Source organism: Planctopirus limnophila DSM 3776 (assembly GCF_000092105.1).
Classification (GTDB): Bacteria; Planctomycetota; Planctomycetia; order Planctomycetales; family Planctomycetaceae; genus Planctopirus; species Planctopirus limnophila.
The window spans coordinates 2422063-2441213 of record NC_014148.1 but is presented as its reverse complement, the minus strand read 5'-3'; the positions used below and the strand labels follow the sequence as shown (position 1 = coordinate 2441213).

Annotated in this window: 17 protein-coding genes and 1 riboswitch; of the genes, 13 read left to right on the top strand and 4 right to left on the bottom strand. The window is 53.4% G+C overall.

From position 1 onward, the window contains the following. Positions 1 to 130 precede the first annotated feature (130 nt). Positions 131 to 1609, bottom strand: a complete 1479-nt coding sequence (locus tag PLIM_RS09690) for an aldehyde dehydrogenase family protein (protein WP_013110129.1) — start codon at positions 1607 to 1609, stop codon at positions 131 to 133. A gap of 235 nt (positions 1610 to 1844) precedes the next feature. Here PLIM_RS09690 and PLIM_RS09685 point away from each other — a divergent pair, with 235 nt between their 5' ends. Further along, a complete protein-coding gene (locus PLIM_RS09685; protein WP_041401517.1) occupies positions 1845 to 3014 on the top strand; it encodes a GNAT family N-acetyltransferase in 1170 nt (389 codons plus the stop codon). A 222-nt stretch (positions 3015 to 3236) separates the two neighbouring features. Then, positions 3237 to 3389 carry a hypothetical protein gene (locus PLIM_RS24375; protein WP_013110127.1) on the top strand — a complete coding sequence of 51 codons (153 nt, stop codon included), beginning with the start codon at positions 3237 to 3239 and terminating at the stop codon, positions 3387 to 3389. An 81-nt stretch (positions 3390 to 3470) separates the two neighbouring features. Here PLIM_RS24375 and PLIM_RS09680 read toward each other — a convergent pair whose 3' ends face one another. The 3 genes from PLIM_RS09680 to PLIM_RS09670 form a co-directional block, all read right to left on the bottom strand. Continuing rightward, the gene (locus PLIM_RS09680; protein WP_013110126.1) at positions 3471 to 4574 is read right to left on the bottom strand and encodes a Gfo/Idh/MocA family protein; all 1104 of its coding nucleotides are present in this window, start codon (positions 4572 to 4574) and stop codon (positions 3471 to 3473) included. 205 nt (positions 4575 to 4779) lie between these two features. Then, positions 4780 to 6042, bottom strand: coding sequence for a CCA tRNA nucleotidyltransferase (locus PLIM_RS24545; RefSeq protein ID WP_013110125.1), 1263 nt, complete (start codon positions 6040 to 6042; stop codon positions 4780 to 4782). Between the two features lie 66 nt (positions 6043 to 6108). Continuing rightward, positions 6109 to 7497, bottom strand: coding sequence for an outer membrane protein assembly factor BamB family protein (locus tag PLIM_RS09670; RefSeq protein WP_013110124.1), 1389 nt, complete (start codon positions 7495 to 7497; stop codon positions 6109 to 6111). A 240-nt stretch (positions 7498 to 7737) separates the two neighbouring features. On the opposite strand from PLIM_RS09670, the gene PLIM_RS09665 reads away from it, so the two are divergent. From PLIM_RS09665 to PLIM_RS09605, 11 genes are all read left to right on the top strand, one after another. Beyond that, entirely contained in the window at positions 7738 to 8676 is a 939-nt protein-coding gene (locus PLIM_RS09665; RefSeq protein WP_013110123.1) for a lysophospholipid acyltransferase family protein, read from the top strand. 32 nt (positions 8677 to 8708) lie between these two features. Next, positions 8709 to 9026: a Rieske (2Fe-2S) protein gene (locus tag PLIM_RS09660; protein ID WP_013110122.1), complete on the top strand. Its 318-nt coding sequence runs from the start codon at positions 8709 to 8711 to the stop codon at positions 9024 to 9026. A 268-nt stretch (positions 9027 to 9294) separates the two neighbouring features. Continuing rightward, a complete protein-coding gene (locus PLIM_RS09650) occupies positions 9295 to 10005 on the top strand; it encodes a hypothetical protein (RefSeq protein ID WP_013110121.1) in 711 nt (236 codons plus the stop codon). 87 nt (positions 10006 to 10092) lie between these two features. Continuing rightward, complete coding sequence (locus PLIM_RS09645; protein WP_013110120.1) at positions 10093 to 11652, top strand: P-loop NTPase family protein; 1560 nt, start codon at positions 10093 to 10095, stop codon at positions 11650 to 11652. A gap of 122 nt (positions 11653 to 11774) precedes the next feature. Further along, positions 11775 to 12755, top strand: a complete 981-nt coding sequence (locus tag PLIM_RS09640) for a tetratricopeptide repeat protein (protein WP_013110119.1) — start codon at positions 11775 to 11777, stop codon at positions 12753 to 12755. Between the two features lie 236 nt (positions 12756 to 12991). Then, a complete protein-coding gene (locus PLIM_RS09635) occupies positions 12992 to 13960 on the top strand; it encodes an L-threonylcarbamoyladenylate synthase (RefSeq protein ID WP_013110118.1) in 969 nt (322 codons plus the stop codon). A gap of 205 nt (positions 13961 to 14165) precedes the next feature. After that, positions 14166 to 14363, top strand: a riboswitch (cobalamin riboswitch). Between the two features lie 174 nt (positions 14364 to 14537). Continuing rightward, the gene (locus PLIM_RS09630) at positions 14538 to 15440 is read left to right on the top strand and encodes a DUF1559 family PulG-like putative transporter (protein WP_041403442.1); all 903 of its coding nucleotides are present in this window, start codon (positions 14538 to 14540) and stop codon (positions 15438 to 15440) included. 183 nt (positions 15441 to 15623) lie between these two features. Next, on the top strand, positions 15624 to 15887 hold the full coding sequence (locus PLIM_RS24130; RefSeq protein ID WP_148227055.1) for a hypothetical protein: 264 nt from the start codon (positions 15624 to 15626) through the stop codon (positions 15885 to 15887). Between the two features lie 127 nt (positions 15888 to 16014). After that, on the top strand, positions 16015 to 16683 hold the full coding sequence (locus tag PLIM_RS09615; protein ID WP_013110114.1) for a Dph6-related ATP pyrophosphatase: 669 nt from the start codon (positions 16015 to 16017) through the stop codon (positions 16681 to 16683). A 34-nt stretch (positions 16684 to 16717) separates the two neighbouring features. Beyond that, positions 16718 to 17647, top strand: a complete 930-nt coding sequence (locus PLIM_RS09610) for a cobalamin-binding protein (protein ID WP_013110113.1) — start codon at positions 16718 to 16720, stop codon at positions 17645 to 17647. Positions 17648 to 17873: 226 nt separating this feature from the next. After that, positions 17874 to 18953, top strand: a complete 1080-nt coding sequence (locus PLIM_RS09605; protein ID WP_013110112.1) for a glycosyltransferase family protein — start codon at positions 17874 to 17876, stop codon at positions 18951 to 18953. Positions 18954 to 19151: the final 198 nt, after the last annotated feature.

The window sequence follows — 19151 nt, the reverse complement described above, 5'->3', positions numbered from 1 at the left end:
TGGCGGGCTGTCGTCAATGGTGAGGCTGTCTTTGCTGGTTGTGAGTGGATGGTTGATAGTTGTAAGTGGCAAGAAGAGACGGACCTTAAAGTTGTTCTGTCCGAATCTACTTTGATACCACCTGGACGGATCACTTCAGGGACATGGTGACCGTTTTGAGTTCCGTGTAGCTGGCGAGGGCCGCTTCGCCGAGTTCGCGCCCCATGCCGCTCATTTTGAAGCCGCCGAATGGGGCAGCGGCGTCAAAAACATCGTAGCAGTTGATCCAGACGGTTCCTGCCCGCACGTTATGGGCAATGCGGTGCGCTTTGGCGACATCCCGCGTCCAGACGGCAGCCGCCAGACCAAACGTGGTGGCATTGGCGCGACGAGTCACTTCCTCGATGGATTCAAAGGGCAGAATGCTGAGCACTGGCCCAAAGATTTCATCGGTCGCAATGGCCATGTCGTCGGTGACATCGTCGAAAACGGTCGGCGCAACGAAGAAGCCACTCTCGCCCACGCGGTGGCCGCCGGTGACGCAGGTGGCCCCCTGCGATTTGCCGAGTTCGATATATTTCATGATCTTGTCGAATTGATCGCGGTCGACCTGCGGCCCTTGAGTGGTCTCCATCTCAAGTGGATTTCCCAGTTTGCGGGCCTTCGCACGGGAAACAACCTTAGCGACGAACTCCTCGTGGATTGATTTTTCCACGAACAACCGGCTGCCCGCACAGCAGCACTGCCCCTGGTTGAAGAAGAGGCCGAACTCCGCTCCGGCGACAGCGGCATCGAGGTTCGCGTCGGCGAAGACGATGTTCGGGCTCTTGCCGCCCAGTTCAAAAGTGATTCGTTTCAGTGTGGTAGCGGCGTCGACCATGATCCGCTGGGCTGTTTCGCCGGACCCGGTGAAGGCAATCTTGTCGACATCGGGGTGCTTGACGATGGCGGCCCCCGTTTCACCAAAGCCAGTGACGACGTTGATCACACCGGGGGGAAAGCCAGCTTCCATCGCGAGTTCAGCCAAGCGGAGGCATGTGAGAGGTGTTTGCTCGGCAGGTTTCATGACGATGGTGCAGCCGGCGGCGAGCGCAGGGCCCCACTTCCAGGCAACCATCAGCATGGGAAAGTTCCACGGAATGATCTGTCCGCAGACGCCAGTCGGTTCACGGCGGGTGTAGGTGAAGTATTCACCTCGAACAGGAATTGTCTGGCCCACAATCTTGTCGGCCCAGCCCGCATAGTAGCGAAGGCAATCAATCACCAGCGGAAGATCAGCACCCCTGCTATCGCGAATTGGCTTGCCATTGTCGAGCGTTTCGAGAGCGGCCAACTCGTCAAAGTTGGCTTCGATGAGATCTGCCAGTTTGCCGATCAGTTGGCCGCGATCACGGGCATCCATGGTATGCCACGGTCCCGATTCGAAGGCCTTCCGAGCGGCGGCTACAGCGCGATCGACATCCACTTTTACAGCGAGAGCAACATCCGCGATCTTCTCTTCGTTCACAGGATTGTAAGTGGCAAAAGTTCGGCCATCGGCAGCATCGCACCATTCGCCGCCAATGAGGAGCTTGGTCTGTTTAATGGCTGGAGCGGCATACTTTCGAGGCGGAGTCAGGGTGGTTGTCATGTTGTGGCCTTCTTTTCACACAGGTGTCGATGAATTCAGGATTCTTAATCTGTCGTGGTGAGATACTGGCGGTCATATCAATTGTAACAGATGAATCGATGTCGCTTATGAAAAAGTCGTCGATCAAAAGCTGAAGTTTCCCTTCAGGTTGGTGTAAGTAAGGAAAACTCAAACAGAAGTCTTACAAAACATTCAGGTTTCCAGCCTTCTGGAGTCAGTGAAATTGTTGCTCGTCATGTCGTCCACTTGCTCTGAAGCCGAAAAGAGTCTTGAAGAGGGGCCGGTTTGTATCCGACGACTCCATCCTTTGGATGTATCACAGTTTGACCTGATGAAGTGGCGAACACTTTTCAGTGAATCCATCGAACCCAATGTATTTCTCGATCCCGAGTTTGTGATTCCTCTGATCGAGGAAGTTCCTACCGGTTTATGTCCCATACTATTGATTGCAGAAGATTTGAGGACAGGCAGATGGTTGGGGCTCTGTCTGTTTGAAGTCGCCTGCTGGAGTCTGTTGAGTCCTTTACCGATGGCGAGAGGATTAGCTTCGCCATACGCCTTTCAGCAGGGGTGGTTAGTTTCCCGTGAAAGCGAAAAACGGGCCATCGATGCGCTGTTGGACTATCAGTTACAGCAACGAGAGTGGCATGGATTTCAGATCAAGAATCTCCCTGTGAAATCGATGCAGACTCAACTCATGATTGAAGCCGCTGAGAGGCTGGGAATCTCTGTGACAACGACTGGAGAATGGCAACGAGCAGAGTATGTGACGGGCAGAAACCAGACGACCGAAGATCTGCTGCAGGCGTGTTCGAAGAGTCGACGGAAGTCGTTGAAACGCTGTCGGCGTGCTTTAGAAGAATTGGGAGAAGTTCAGTATCGGCTCGAACCCGTGCAAAGCAGTCGTGATCCTCAGGTCAATGACTTTCTGCGTCTGGAAAAATCGGGTTGGAAGCTGCTGTCTGGCACTGCCATTGGATTGAAAAGTGCGGACGAAGCTTTTTTTCGAAGAATGATCGATGGGCTGGCACGCGAAAAACGAGTGCTGTTCGGTGAACTGCAATTGAATGGTCAGACCATTGCCAGTACCTGCAATCTGCAAAGCGGTGATACACTCGTGGGATTCAAAATTGGCTGGGATCCTGCTTACTCGGCTGGAGCGCCGGGGTTGTGGTCCGAACTGGAAATGGCTGCGGCTGTCAGTCAGCGATATCCGGAAATTACACGCATCGATAGTTGTGCAGTGCGTGGTTCTTATGTGGAATCAGTCTGGAAAGACAGGCAGGAGTTATTTTCCGGGACGTTCTCCTGGTCGCGACGAGGAAAAGCTCTGCAGGCGGCGAAAAGTTGTTATCGCACGGTCCGCGATCTCTGTCAGTCTTCAGTCAAAAGTCATGATGAGTAACATCGTGTCCAACATCCTGCAGAAACCCCCGGCCTACGTTCCAGAAGATTTGGTTGGCGAATCAGCTGATTGCCTTGCATGCTCTTAAAGACTGTCCGATGAATTCGTGCTTGAGAAAAGCAGCCCATCTGTGGTAACACCACACGAATTCACCTCACACTTCGACTATGGTCGTTTGCTGCGGACAGGAGTTCGCTGGCTGACTGATTCCTGGATTCCCCTATGGATGACCGTGCTCGAGAATTCTTAAAGAATCTGTTGCATCAGGCCATCCATGCCGGAGTCTGGCAAATGATGTGGCGACTCCCCACCTTGTGGCTGGTCGTCGCCTTAGGTCTGATGATCGCGGCAGTGGTCTATTGGCAATTGTATTAGACTGCCCATATTTCAGTTGAAACTCACACGATCAACTGGCTACCGATGTGAGCAGGGTATCTGTGGTCTGAGGCAAGAGTTTCAAGAGACCTTGGGAACGTCGATCCACTTTCCTTCGGCTGAAGAAGCGAGGACAGCATCGGCCACAGTTTGTGCATGAGCACCGTGATCAAAGCCAGGCATCGCTGGTCGATCTTCTAAAATCGACGAAACAAACTCATAAACGAGGTCATAGCGGAAGAGAGTGGTCGGAAGACCATCTGTGGTCGATCGTGGGCTGCCCGCTGGTTTTAAGTATTGGGAAGGCACATCGACCTTTTCCATCGAACCACCGTGTTTACCAAGCATAATATGGTGCGGTTCATTCAGCAGATAGGCGGCTGAGCCTTCGCTCCCATTGATTTCGGCCCATTCGTAGCCGACACCTTTGTTGTGGTGACCTTTCATCAACGTACTGCCTTCCCAGACACCCACAGCACCGCAAGCAAAGCGGCCAATCATGGCTGACCAGTCATCGACATCGGAAGGTTCGCAGGATTTGCCATCTGCGGTTTTGTCACGAGGGACAAAAGTTTTGACAGCCCCGCAGACACTTTGAATCGGGCCGAGCAGATCTTGTGCAAAGTCGATGCGGTGGATGGTCATGTCGTAAAGATCCCCTGCCCCGGCAAGTTTTTTGTATTGTCGCCATCCCCAACTCGTTTCAGGCCAATCGAGGAATCGCTGGCTGCGAAAATGCCTGGGTTCACCGAGACCACCCGATTTCAGGAGATGTCGGAGATAAATCATGGATGGGGCAAAGCGGTAGGTGAAGGCCGTCATGTGTTTGAGTTTCAATCTGTCGGCGAGATGAAACATCTCCCAGGCCTCGGCTGCAGTGACCCCGAGTGGTTTCTCGCACATGACGTGCTTACCACCCTCCAGGCAGGCTTTCGTGATCGGCAAATGTGTAAAGTTCGGCGTGGCGATGATCACTGCATCAACATCTGGAGATTGGGCAATTTCCTCGTAACTTGTGGTGTACAGCGCGTCGCCCCATTCGGTCTTCCGCTTGTTGAGAAGCTCTTCGTTGGGGTCGCAGACGGCAGTGAGTTTGCTCCGCTGGTCAATCCGAATCCCTGGCACATGGTGAAAATCGGAGACCAGCCCTGCACCAATAATGGCTATACGAACGGGAGCAGTCATCTGTCAGGCTTTCGGCAAATGGATGTTGTGCGGAAGAGGAGGAATCAAGTGTGATTATCAAGGCATATGTCGATGCAAAGATTCGCTCATGGAGATGAATTTCGCAACTCCAGAGGTGTTTTGTGACACATCGATGGCCTGGCCCACCTTTTGGATTAAAAATTGCAGCCAACCATCCATCTGTGGGATGACATGCAGCTTTTGATCAGGTTCGAGGGAGATAGTTTTCATCAGCGAGCCACTGATGAGCGGCTTCACGGCTGGTGAGCCGGCCTTCGAGTTGGCCATCTCGTAATTGTTCGAGAATCTGTTTGAACTGTGGGCCGGGCGAAATCCCCCAGTGAATGAGGTCTTCGCCTGTCACTTGTAACGGCGGATCGATCTCCTCCTTTGACCAGGATTGCAGCCTTTCAATGGCAGCATCGACATGGCGGCTTTCCAGTAATTGGGCACTGGCCAGAGCCTGGCCTGACGCAATCAGTTCATTGACCAAAGGATATGCCAGAAGCCGCTTTTGTCGGCATACCGGCCAGTCACTGAATTCCAGCCATGCCGACTGCATGGTATGCAGCCAGACGATGGCATCGCGTTCCTGATTCGACAGGCGAAGTTGAGAGCAGATGCTTCTCAGCGTCTCGACGGGCAGTTCCCGCAACCAGAGAGCCATGGCTGTTTCAAAGTGGTCTGTCTTCAGCGATTGGAGAGCGAGGAGTAAATCAGGGCTGGTGGCTGAAAGAATCTTGCCGAAAATAGCTCCTGTTAATCCCGCGTGGTCTAAAGTCTGGATCGATGAATGACGTGAAGGATGGGCCAGCATGCGGCGCAGTTCCGCAGCAATACGTTCGTGGCTGACAACACAGATCTCGGGTGCCAGATCTTGAATCGCTCGCCATGTCTCGAATTCAATCGAGAAATCCAGGATGGAATTAAACCGAACTGCCCGGAGCAATCTCAGCTTGTCTTCTTTGAAGCGGTCGGCTGCGATGCCAATTGCGCGGAGTTGCCTGGACTGCAGATCAATCTGGCCTCCCACAAAGTCGTGAACGGTTTCAGTCAGTGGGTCGAAGAACATGCCGTTGATCGTAAAGTCTCGCCGTTGAGCATCTTCTTCGGGGGAAGAAAACGTGACAGTTTCAGGGCGGCGACCATCGACATACAGACCATCTTTGCGAAACGTGGCAACTTCCACGGGTGGTATGGCTGGTTGATCAGATTTGTGATGGGGTTCGCCTTTTTTGCGAGCAGGGAGCACCATGATGACGCCAAAACTGGCACCCACGGCTTTCGTGCGGCGATAACCAAACAACTGCTGGACTTCCTCCGGATTGGCAGATGTCGCAACATCATAATCTTTAGGAGTTTTGCCAAGCAGCAGATCGCGCACACATCCACCAGCAAACAGAGCGATGTGCCCTGCCTGCCGGAGTGTGGTGACGATTTCGATGGCGAGATCCCACTGTGATGACATGACTAGGGTGTTGACATGATTAGGGTAATGACATGATGAAGGTTAAGCAGTTGTGAGAAGTGCCGGTCAGCGGGGCATGTTACGAATACACACCAGTTCGGAACCTTTCCGGATCAGCAGACTGCCTGTGACGGCAGCCACTCCGTACTGAGTCGGGCCGGAAAAATTAGCGGCTGCCCGGCGTCGTTCCTCGGTTTTCTCTCTTTCGGCAATGGATGGATCGGCTACAATTTTCTCGGGATCCCAGAGCCGGTTCTCACTCAGTTTCTTGAACTCCGGACCCGTGGCGAGAACTGTCGTCACGCCTTCTTTGCCGAAGATGTAGAGGCGATCGCCAATGCCAAGTGGTGTGGCCCACATCGATTGAGCCAGCCGCTCAGCGTACTTTTGTTCGCCCGTTTGTGTGTCGATACAAAAGACGACTCCCGCACGATTGACCCAATAGGAATGACCTGCAAATGTCATCGGTGAACCAAACGTGGGCATTGCGTCTTTAGCGATCCATACGGTTTCCAGTGCGAGACCTGCGGGGCCCGTGACCATACGGACGGCCATGTTCGATTTTTTGGCGTTCTCGGAGCGACCGGCATCATCGCGGCCGACGGAAGCCCCGACGAGGAAGAGACTCTCGCCAGCAGGGATCGGTGTGGATGAAGTATTGCCACCAACATCCGTGCGAGATGCCAGCAGCTTGCCATCCTGGGGATGGTAGACATCCACACTTCCGGCTGAACTGCAGACAATCACGGGTTGGCCTTCATGCACGACAATCGCTGGTGAGGCCCAGCTTTGCCGAGCTGATCGGTCGATCTTCCATTCTGTTTCACCAGTTTTCTTCGAAAGCCTGGCGATGTATCCGCCGGCATTGTGATCCATCAGCACAGCAATCCAGTCGGGGCCCTGCACTGGCGAAGCAGCGAGGCCAAATTCGTTCACCAGCGGACCATAGTCCTTGGTCAGCGCACGCGTCCAGAGACGGTGTCCGGTGTGATCACTTGCGAGGATGTCGCCACTTTCGAAGATTGCGTAGACACCATTGTCATCGACCACAGGTGTGGGGGCTGCTCGACTGACATACAGGCTGGATTCAACTGGTGCAGTATTGGCAATGGTTGATCGCCATTTTTCAGCGCCGTCCGACAAGTTCAGGCAAACCAGATAAAAGGTATCTTTTTTAGGTCCTTCGACCGAGGTGATATAAACGTGATCCTTCCAGATCACGGGGCTGGATTGGCCATAACCTGGGAGTTGAGCACTCCAGGCAATGTTTTTGGATTCATTCCATTCGAGTGGAATCGATTGCGGATCAATCTCTCCGCGGCCCTGTCCGAGAAAAGCAGGCCAATGAGCACTGGCTGGTTCATTCGCATGGAGTGCCGTTCGATCTACCGTTGCGAATGCCAAACAGCCGACGACAGCAAGGATCATTTGAAATCGAAAAGATGGCAGATTCATGAGTCATTCCACTGGACTGTTGTTGTCAGTAAACGGGGATGGCCCGACGTGATCTGGCTGGCAAATCCTGAAACCTCTGGTCGCTGGATAGGACATCGCGAAGAGGCCTCAAATCGCTTGCTGGAAACTCTGCTGGCAGTTTAGACAGAATTGCGGCAAAATACTCGTGAGTATAAAAACTCTTAAAAGGCAGGATGCAGACGAACCTTACAGAATGGTTCAGGCTTCAGGGATGAAGGAATGCGGCACAGTTGGCGACATTGGTGCGAGTTTCAGGCCTTTCGCTGCGCCGTCTGCGTCTGCGAGATGTTGCCTGTCGTGTGGGTCGATAGCCTGGCGCACACGTTGGCCTGGCTGCTCTGCGATGTACTGCCGGCACGATGGACTCGAAAAGCTGTGGCGATGGAGAATATTGGCCGGGCATTTGGCCAGACCCACACATTGAAGCAGCAGGAGGCAATTCTCCGGCAGATGTGGGTGCATCTCTTTCGCATGATCCCCGAGATGGTTCAGGGGCCTCGTAAACTGCATATTCATTCCTATCGCAGGATTGTGCGTTATGCAGAATATCAGCCCACCGTCGAAGCGATGTGTTCAGGTCGACGGGTGATCTTTGTGGGTGGGCACTTTGGAAACTGGGAGTTAGGAATCAGCACCTTCGGGCTTTGGGGATTTCCTTTAGGAGTGATTGCTCGAGCTCTGGATAATCCGTATCTGCATGAATGGTTCAAGGAGTATCGTGAGGGGACAGGTCATCGATTGATGCTCAAAAGAGGCGACTTCGACGAAATGCTTGAGCTTCTTTCGCGTGGCGGGCATCTGGCGCTGCTGGGTGATCAGGATGCTGGATCAAGAGGTCTGTTCGTCGATTTTTTTGGTCATCCCGCATCGACCTTCAAATCGATCGCCCTGTTAGCACTGGAGTACGATGCACTCCTGATGGTGGGGTATTCGACGAGATCGAAAGACTCATTTCATCAACAGCACTGGGTTGAGTTCGAGATGGGCTGTGAAGCCTTGATTGATCCTCGCACGATCACAGCCTCAGATCCTGTGCGGGCGATTACTGAGGAATACACCCAGGCTCTGGAGCGGATGATCCGCCGTTCGCCCGAACAGTATTTCTGGGTTCATCGCCGTTGGAAGAGTGAGCCGCGAGTACGTCGCAAAGCCGCCTGACGTCTGTGAGATGACATCTTCGGAGTATAACGATGCGGTTTGTGCCTCTGGTCGCTGTCACCGAATTCTCGGCAGGTTCTGCGGGTGAGTATGTGGTCGAAGGCCGGATTATAGCGCTGTTTCATCGCGAGGAAGGTCTTTTCGCCGTCGAGGGGATGTGCCTGCATGCCGGTGGGCCAATTGCCCGTGGTGCTGTGCAGGGCTGCCTCGTGACCTGCCCCTGGCATGGTTGGCAATACGATTTGCGGAGCGGCGAGCATGCCTTAAACCCCCGGCTGAAACTGCAGTCTTTTAGTACGCAGGTGATTGACGGCATGATTTGCGTCGAGTGGCCGGAAGCTGATGTCTGAAAATCGGCAAGGTTTGCTGCATCAGCCAGCGTTGTTGTCGATTTTCCCGTCATGATTGATTCGATCGGACGACGATACTGAAACATGAGAATGGATGCTGGCCAGGATGGCGCGTGCATGCTCATGAGCTGGTGAACGGAGATATCTGAGTACTCTGCGACCACACGATTGTTGCAGGACCGCAAAATTCAGTGCGCTGGATTGAGTACCGGATTGATGGCGTTCTGGAATGGATTCAACTGTCAGTGAGCCCAGGGAAGGCGTCTCAATGAACAGGTCTGTCATACTCTGGTTGTCGGTACTCGTGCTCCTGGTTGAAGCCAGAACCACAGCACTTGCCGGTGATGGCCCAAGGTTCTGGTCGAAGGAATGGTGGGCTGATCGTGCCACTGATCCTCCGGGAACACGTCAGGTTTATAAGGATGGAAAAGAGTGGCCCCCCTATCCTCGTCCGGTAGGTCGCGGTCAGACGTTTGTGCATAAATACCATCACGCACATTACTGGCCACATCCTTATCGCTGCGAAGATGAAGCTTCAGTGCGGGATATGTTTGCGATTCAGGCCAATAATGGCTGGGCCGATGCCACGACAATTCATGAGTATCACTTCGATTCCGACACCAATATGCTCACCTCTTCGGGGCTGAGACAGGTGCATTGGGTACTGACATCGGCACCTCCTGAATATCGCATGCTCTACATGGCTAAGTCGGGTGTACCAGAAGTTGATCAGGCACGGATGACACAGCTGCAGGCGGCTGTGGGGACGATTGACCCCAGTGCCATGAGTTTAATTCAAGAGCGTATTGACTATCCCACAGGTCGGCCGGCCCGGGAAATTGATCGGTTGAGGAATCTCGAACTTCAGAGTATGCCCACTCCGAGGCTGCAGATGACCGTGGGGACATCCTCAGGAATGCCATCTTCTGGAGCTGCGACCTCCACGGGCAATATGGGATCTCCTGCCATCGCTCCATAAGTCCAGGCGTCAATCTTCTGGCAGAAACAGGTGGATACTGTCGAGTTGAAGGTCTGTTGATCTGTAGAGAGGCTTGAGGGGGTTTCAATGAGCGATAGCACAGGATCGCAGCGCTCCCCCGGAAGCTTGCCTCCCTCCAGGATCGAGGCGCATCATTCCAAAGACGATGCCATCAAAGATCTGTTCGGGGTTCCCTCTCGACCAGTTGTTCGAACAGCAACCGCTGCCCAGTTCATCGTGAACGATGATGAACTTGAAGAGTCAGAAGGCATGCCCTTGCCATCAGCCGGGCGACAGCGGAGTCAGAATCCTGCCGTCTTGGTGCCGGCACCACGTGTGCCGACCAATCTGAAAGAAACTGGCCTGGGGCTGGGGGCGATGGCAGAGTTCGTCCTCAAAGAACTCTATGTTCATGGAAACATGTTTGGGGCAGATATCGCCCGGCAATTAAGGCTCCCCTTTCCGATTCTCGATGAAGCTCTGCGGTTTCTTAAAGATCAGCGGTGTGTTGAGGTTTCTCAAGGCGATCTTCTGGGGCGAGTTTCTTATCGGTTCAGTTTGACGGATATGGGGCGCGTGCGTGCTCGGGAATGCTTTGAGAGTTGCCGCTATGCGGGCCCTGCCCCAGTCACGTTGGAACAGTATGTGGAGCAGTGCCGGCGCCAAGCGGTATCAGGTGTGTACTGCAATCCGCAAACGATCATGCAGGCCTTTCAGGGGATGGTTCTGAAGCCAGGGTTGCTTGACGAAATTGGCCCGGCAGTCTGCAGTGGCCGCTCGATCTTTGTCTATGGCCCGCCCGGTAATGGGAAGACCATGATCGCCAAAGGATTGGGGCGCTATCTCAATCTGTATTGCGGCGAGATCTATGTCCCTTATGCAATTCAGACTGAAAACAGCATTATCACGGTCTTTGATCCCATCCTGCACAAAACGACAGACGATGCGGAACAACCCACGACAGGAAATCCCGCCCAGACCACTTCAGCAGGATACAACACCTCCAGTGGATCTTTGGTCGTTGGGAATGGTGTGGCTGACCCGCGGTGGCGCCGAATCCGACGTCCAGTGGTCATCACAGGCGGTGAACTGACGCTGGATATGCTCGAACTGCAATACAGCAAAGTTTCGCAGTTCTATGCAGCACCTCTACACATCAAGGCAAATGGCGGGGTGTTTCTGATCGATGACTTCGGCCGGCAACTGGTCAGCCCGAGGGATCTCCTCAACCGGTGGATTCTGCCACTGGAAGAACGCATCGATTACCTCACGCTGGCAACTGGCCGCAAGTTCTCAGTCCCCTTTGAGCAGTTGACGATTTTTTCTACGAATCTCGATCCCGGAGATCTGGTTGATGATGCCTTTTTAAGGCGTATCCGACACAAGATAAAAATTGAGGCTCCTTCCCGTCCGCTGTTCACAGAAATTTTCAAAATGGCCTGTGAACAAAGGCAAATCATCTTTCGGGAAGAGGCAGTTGAGTATCTTTATAGCAATCACTACGACCGTGGCAGATTACCTAGATCGAGCGATCCGCGAGATTTGCTGGAGATTGTGGTGGCGATCTGTCGATTCAGAAATATCGCTGTAGAAGTCTCCCAGAAACTGATCGCCGATGCGGCAGCGCGTTTCTTCTACACGGGTTGATAAGAGTTGAAATTCTGGCATTTTCTGCGGCCACTTTTGTACCCAGGAATGACCAGTGAGAACACGAACTGGCGAGCGATTTCAGAGCCGTCAGTATGCGGGTTTTAAGGAGAGAATCCGACATGTCAAATCCTGATGCCGAGACTGCAAAAGGGTGTCGTGTTCTCCTCAAAAGTCAGCAAAGAGATCACACAGCTTCTGCCAGAACTGTATGCTTCCTGGTGATGGCCAGTCTTTCTGCTGCGTTTCTTGGAAATGGCTGTACAACGACTCCCGGACAGGCTGCTTCCAGCATCTGGCCGACGACATCACGTTCAACCGACAACGATCCTGTGAAGCTGCGCGATCCCGTGCGCATGCATGTGGCTTACGGGCAGTGGAATGAGCGATCTGGCAACAGCAAGGAGGCGCGGGCCTCCTATGACGAAGCCATCGAAAAAAATCCCAAGTCAGTGGATGCCCTGCTCGGGCTGGCAAGGTTAGACATTCTCGGCGGTCGCCATGCGGATGCTGAGACCTTGATTGCGAAAGCGGCCAAGCAAGCTCCACAGAATGCACAGGTGCGTGCCACTCGCGGGCAACTGTTCGAATCCAGGGGTGAGTGGGCACTCGCCATCGAAGAGTATCGAGCAGCGGTGAAACTGGCACCGGAAGAGACGAACCACCGGTTTCAGTTAGGTACGGCTCTGGCCAAAAGTGGGGATTATGAAGCGGGTCTGGCTGAACTGACCCGTGTTCAAGGGGCTGCGATCGCGCACTACAATGTGGGCTATATTCTTCACGAGAAAGGCGAACGTGGTGCCGCAGAGCGTTACTTTGCCAAGGCTTTGCAGTTCAATCCCGAATTGAAACCGGCTGGAACGATTCTCGCACAGTATCGTGAGGCTCGTGGACAGATCTCTGCCGACGCACTGGCTCGAATGGAAAACCCGGAAAGTGGCGTACGACAGGTTTCAGGCTTAGTGAAGCCAGAAGATGCCAATCGCGTGACGGGTGATTTCAAAGCTGAGAGTGCCGTCTATCGATCGGAATCGATGGCGCCACCCTCGAACCTGACCGATGCGCAGCGTGAACAGTGGATGAATCAGCAGGTACAGCCCTGAACTCTGGTGGGGCATGATTTCCACTCTGTGAGTGATGCTGTAGATGACCAGGGGACATGGTCTCCCGCATGCCTCTTTAGTTGCAGATCATTCTCTGCAAAACACGATTTGGCTGTCCGGTTTTTGGCCTAGCAGCAAGTTTTTGTTGATCAAGGGTGATACCTTTCCAGACTTGCGGGAATGAGGCTGGGCTGCTGCAATTCAGCGAAGAATTCATTTTCGCTGGAGCCCTGTGGATGCAGACCGTCGTATTATCAGATGCTGAAGAAGCCATTCGCGCCTTGAAGGCTGGTGAGTTGGTAGCACTCCCGACGGAGACGGTTTACGGGCTTGCCGGGCTGGGTTTGAATCCAGAGGTGCTGGCCAAGATTTTCTCTGCCAAGGATCGACCCACGTTTGACCCTTTGATTTTGCACATCGCAAGGCCTGGTCAAGTCTCTCAACTGGCCAGCGAAGTACCGCATGATGCCCGGCGGCTCGTCGATACCTTCTGGCCCGGCCCTCTAACGCTCGTGCTTCCCAAAAAGCCGCATGTTCCGGATCTGGCGACGGCTGGCCTGGGGACGGTCGCCGTTCGATGTCCGAAGCATCCGCTGATGCGAAAAATCATTGAGAAAGTTGGCGTGCCTCTGGCTGCCCCGAGTGCGAATTTGTTCGGGCGATTAAGCCCCACCAGTGCCCAGCATGTGGTGGAACAACTTGAGGGACGTATTCCTTATGTCCTGGATGGCGGGGCATGCGAAGTGGGTGTGGAATCGACCATTATTGGTTTCATGCCGGATGGTGTTTACCTGCTCAGACCTGGGGGCTTGCCTGTGGAACAGGTCGAGCACATGATCGGGCCGCTGAAGAGATTGCCTGCTCAATCTGTAGAAACAGCAGCGAGTCAGGCAGCTCCCGGAATGCTCATGAAACATTACGCACCTGCAACACCACTGGTGATGATTGATCGATTTGAAGAACTCAAACCCGGAGATGGTGTGTTAACCTTTTGTGGTCGACCCCAGGGGCATCTGGGGCCCGTCATGGAGCTTTCTCCTCGAAAGAACCTTCAGGAAGCCGCCAGCCTGCTCTTCCAGGCTTTGCATCAACTGGATCGATCAGGTGTCCCTCGAATTGCGGCATTACGATTCCCGGAACATGGGCTGGGCATGGCCATCAACGACAGACTTTCGCGTGCAGCAGCGACACATCGGCCCGCTTGATGCTTTCCCCGGGATCTTGTGATGCGATCGTGATGCATGAATCGTTCCTTGAGTGACAACCCTTTACAGTTGCGGAACCTTGCCGAAGAGGCCGCCACGATTCTTTAAACCTATCTCTTGGCATGGATGCAGGTTACGAGCGTATTGGAAAATGGGTTCGAGCGAATCGATCTCACTGGGGCTTGAAAATGATTTGCGGCGTGGTACTCTCCCTCCCGACATGGGTGCTGGTGAGGCTTGTGGCTTCACTGGAGAATAGGGAAGACGGTGCGAATCCGTCACGGTCCCGCCGCTGTATCCGGGGACGACATTCACGTTGAGCCACTGCGCTGTAAAGCGTGGGAAGGTGTGATTGGTCGAATGATCCGGGAGTCAGAAGACCTGCCCAGATGTCATTTTGTTGCCAGCAGGTGAGTGATCACAGATCTGGCGGTCTGAGTCGTCTTATTGATCTGAGCAAGGGATACCAACCGTCATGAGGTTGGGCCTCAAACTAAGATTGATAGCAGATTCAGTCTGCCTTGATGTGACTCTATGCGCAGGCAATTGAACCTTCGTGGTTAAGGTTTTGACAATGATGTTCTCTCTCCCGGCCGCATCACGCAGCGGCAACAGGCCCCCTCTGCGCCGTTCAACACGAGGTTTTACCCTCATCGAACTTCTGGTGGTCATTGCCATCATCGCGGTCTTGATCGGGCTTTTACTTCCGGCCGTGCAACAGGCCCGAGCAGCCGCCCGGACAACCCAGTGCCGAAACAATCTCAAGCAACTGGCACTTGCCGTTCATAATTATGCCGATGTCCACAACGGTCATATCGTCCCTTATGTGATTGATGATGTGCGACAGCAGCAGTATGTAATGGCTGGATATACTCCTCCGAATCGTGGCAGGAATATCTATTGGTTTGGTGAGGTCAATCGTGATGAGACCGATCCTTCCCGCCAGCTCGATTTTCAGAAAGGGCCGCTGGCCCCCTATATGGAAACTAATCGTGCTGCCTATCAATGCCCTGATTTCGGGCCAGGTCAGGTCGACGGTATTCGCTTTGGACAGATGGCCTCAGGCTATGCGCTCAACGCGCTGGTTTCGCCCGGATTAAGCTATGCCGGCTGGCCACCTGCAGTCTCTTCGACTCCCGTCACGTATCGCTTCCGCGATGTTGCCCAGATGACGAATACGATTCTTTTCTCAGACAGCGCACAAGTGGATTTCACTCTGAAATTGCTGGAAAACTGGCGTCTGGAACCTCCCAGTGCTAACTATCCCTCAGTTCATTTCCGGCACTCGGATACAGCCAATGTGGCCTTTCTCGACGGGCACGTGGAAACCAGACCTAGAAACTTCCGTATTGAAGTCCCTGGCTCCAACTACATGACCCCTGCCCAGGCCGGATTGATCGAAGAGAAAAGGCTTGGTCATGTCAGTAACGGAAATCTGAGTGATCCTCTTCTGCAGAATGAACTTTACGACCGTAATTAAGGCCAGTTCGTCCCCGCGATGAATTCGTCGTGTTGTATGGACGTTCCTTCAGAGGTCCAGGTCGATACGTGGGCCTCTGGAGCGTGATCATGGAGTTCAATTTTATGGAAGCGAGTCTGGCTCAATATGATAATGATCAAATACTCCAGGCAATTGTCGGTATGCTGCATGATTCTATGTTTCATGCTGGCGTCCATCACCTGCGGCTGTTCTTCATCGACAGTCCATGATGACGAACGACCGCTGACAACTTTTGTCCGGCAAGGAACAGGAGAAGCGAAAGAGTTTCGAGTTCTTCCTGTGGGAGAAGAACAGGAGTGGTTGCCAGCTTTGTGGTGTCCCAGTTGCCAGAAATGGCAACCCATGCCACCAGGAGATGAATGGCAAAGAAACCCTGCTCTGCGAGTCTGTACGAAGACAAAGACAGCACTGGTTCAAAAGCCCTGAGTTTCGACCCGGAAGACCAGATGGGTATTACGCGATGGCGTGGAAAGTTTTCTACGATTGCCGGTGTTGAGTTTGTGAGTTTGAATTGACTTGCTTAATGCCTGCACTGACTCGATCGGTACTTGTAATGCCCATCAAAGTAGTTGTTTCCTGGAGTGGCGGTAAGGACTGCATGCTCGCCTTGCACAGGTTATTTTCTCAACCATTGGCTTTTGAAGTTCATGCGCTTTTCACGACGTATTGCGAAGAAAGTGGGTTGTTAGCAATTCATGGGACACCCTTGAGCATGATTCAAGCACAGGCCAGATCCATGAGTATTCCGGTTGATCTGATTCCTCTTCCTGATCAATGCTCGAACATCGAATATGAAAATCGGCTCGCGAAGTATTTTTCCAAACTTAAGAGCCGTGGGGTTGATCATATCGTCTTTGGTGATCTTTTCGTGGAAGAGATTCGAGCCTATCGCGAAGGGCTCTGTGCTCGCCACGGGATGACTCCTTTGTTCCCGTTGTGGAAGTTGCCACCAGAAGATGTCGTGCCGCAACTGGTTGCGGCGGGGTATCGATCCATCGTGTGCAGTGTGCTGGCACCTTGTTTGAACGCTGAATCCCTGGGATGCGAGCTTGATCATCATTTTCTGGAATCGTTACCAGCAGGAGTGGATCCTGCAGGTGAGAATGGCGAATACCATAGTCTGGTGGTGAATGGCCCGCTGTTTCGGTGGCCGATTGAGTATCTCCAGCAGGGGATTCGCCACGAAGGGCCTTACCGTCAGTGCGAATTCGCCATAGCCTGATGTTTAATCGTTTCGTTTATAGATTGAGCCAGCCATGCAGAGAAGACCCGAGCGGATTGTGTCGCTGATCGCCAGCGCGACAGAAATTGTGGATCGCCTGGGACTCGTTGAAGAACTCGTGGGCCGTTCTCATGAATGCGATTATCCGCCACAAGTGCTGAGTTTGCCCAAATGTTCTTCGGCCAAACTGGATGTGAATGGTTCCAGTCTTGAGATTGATCAGCGTGTCAAAGATGTCCTGAAAGATGCGACTTCTGTTTACAACGTGGATGTGGAACTTCTGAATCATCTTGAGCCGACTTTGATTCTCACGCAGACTCAGTGCGAGGTCTGTGCCGTGAGTCTCAAAGATGTGGAAGCAGCCATGTGCGCGGTGGTGACAAGTCAGCCTCGCATTGTCGCCTGTGAACCCAACTGGCTGAGTGATGTCTGGAAAGATATCGAAAGAGTGGCCGTCGCTGCTGGTGTGGCCGAGCGGGGTGCTCAGTTGATTGCAGATTCACAGCGGCGATTGGACGAAATCTCGCAAACTGCGAGTAAAGTCACCCGAAGACCGCGAGTCGCTTGTATTGAATGGATGGAACCCATTATGGCGGCAGGAAACTGGGTTCCCGAACTGGTGACATTGGCCGGGGGTGAGAATCTTTTTGGAGTGGCTGGGCAACATTCGCCGTGGATGACCTGGAATGAACTCCTGGCCTCCGATCCTGATATCGTGCTGGTGATGCCTTGTGGATTTGACATTCCCCGTATTCAGCAGGAATGGCCATGCCTGGCGAAACAGCCTGAATGGGCAAAGCTGCGGGCTGTGCAGGGAGGACAGGTTTACATCGTTGATGGCAACCAGTATTTCAATCGACCTGGGCCTCGACTGGTCGAATCGGCCGAAATTCTCGCGGAGATTTTCCATCCGCAGATCTTTTCCTTTGGTCATCGTGGAAATGCCTACATTCCATCGGAATGATCGTATTGTCTGGCAACTATTGCCGTTATGACGCAGGCTTCATTCGCATCATCCGTAAGGTTGATTCAAGGGCTGGTCAGTCTTTCGTCGATTCTGATGGGAAGACGAACGGTCGTTGGATGTCGCTGGAAAATCCCAGATATGAGCTCGGGATCTTTCGATCTGACAGCGACCTGAACGATGATTGGTGTGTTGGTGACAACCATCGCTGGAGGAGGCTGCCATCATGCGAATACTCTACGGAGCCAATTCGCAGGGTCAGGGGCATCTTTCGAAGGCCGCCAGTCTCATTCCCATTCTGGAAGCGCGAGGACATGACGTCCGACTGATCACTTCCGGGCCAGCTCTCACTTCCAGTGGATATCAGTTCCGCTGGCATCGGCACTTCGCAGGCCTGCCTTACGCAGTTCATCAAGGACAGACCGATTTTCAGAAGACGGCGTGGAACTGGTTCAAGGAATCGCCGAGAACATTTGGTTGTCTCCGTGCAGTTCGGCGAATCGTCAGGGAGTACCAGCCGGATTTGATCATCAGTGACTTTGAACCGCTGACTGCCAGTCCGCTGCTGGCTCCTCGTTGCGAGGTGCTGGCTGTTAGCAGGCAGGTGGCGCTCCTGGACCGTGATCTGGAGTTCCCGGCACACCTGGCCAAGAATGCACGTCTGGCTCGGGCTGCCATGCGATTATTCACTCTCGGGGCAGACCGCTTTTTTGGATATCACTATGCACCGACGACCTATCGATGCCTCCCACCTGTCGTCCGCCCTGAAATTGTGAATTCCCAATCGAAGCGAGGTGAGCATCTGCTGGTCTATGCCCACTTTGCCGACTCCGGCAAACTGGTCGAATGGGCTGCCAGAGAGAAAGTTCCCGTTGTGGCGTATGGCTTTGCCGCAGCGAGTTGGATCGAGCAAAAATGGGTTCAATTTCGTCAAGCCAGCCGCCAGCAGATGGAAGTGGATCTGTTGTCAGCACGGGCAGTGATTACCAGCGCAGGCTTCACGACACCTTTGGAAGCTTATCTTCTGGGCTTACCCGTGACTGTTGTTCCACTGCCCAATCAGTGGGAGCAGCAGGTGAATGCCTGGCAACTTGAGCAACTGGGGATTGCCTATGCCTGCCAAGACTGGGACTACGAATTCGCCTGGCGTCAGGAGGCGGCGGGACTGAATCTTCCCTTGCGCCGGTGGCTTTCGACGTCGATTGACTTTATTGCAGACCGAATTGTCGGACAAAAATCCCATTCCCGCGACTCGACGGATCAAATTGATGGTCAGGGAATCCGTACTTTCGACCGTGCGGCTTAAAGCCACATTTATGGGCAGAGATCCCGGCAACTGATCTGGACGAATGGGAAGCCAGCAAGGTAAAAGCCAATCGTGGAATAGAACCCCGGTCTCCAGGAAGAATCAAGAATTTCTCTGGTGGGCTTCATGTTAACGGAAATGAATCCTTCCGACCTCATGGCAAGTCACGCGGAAATGCAAGCAACATCGAAGACTGTT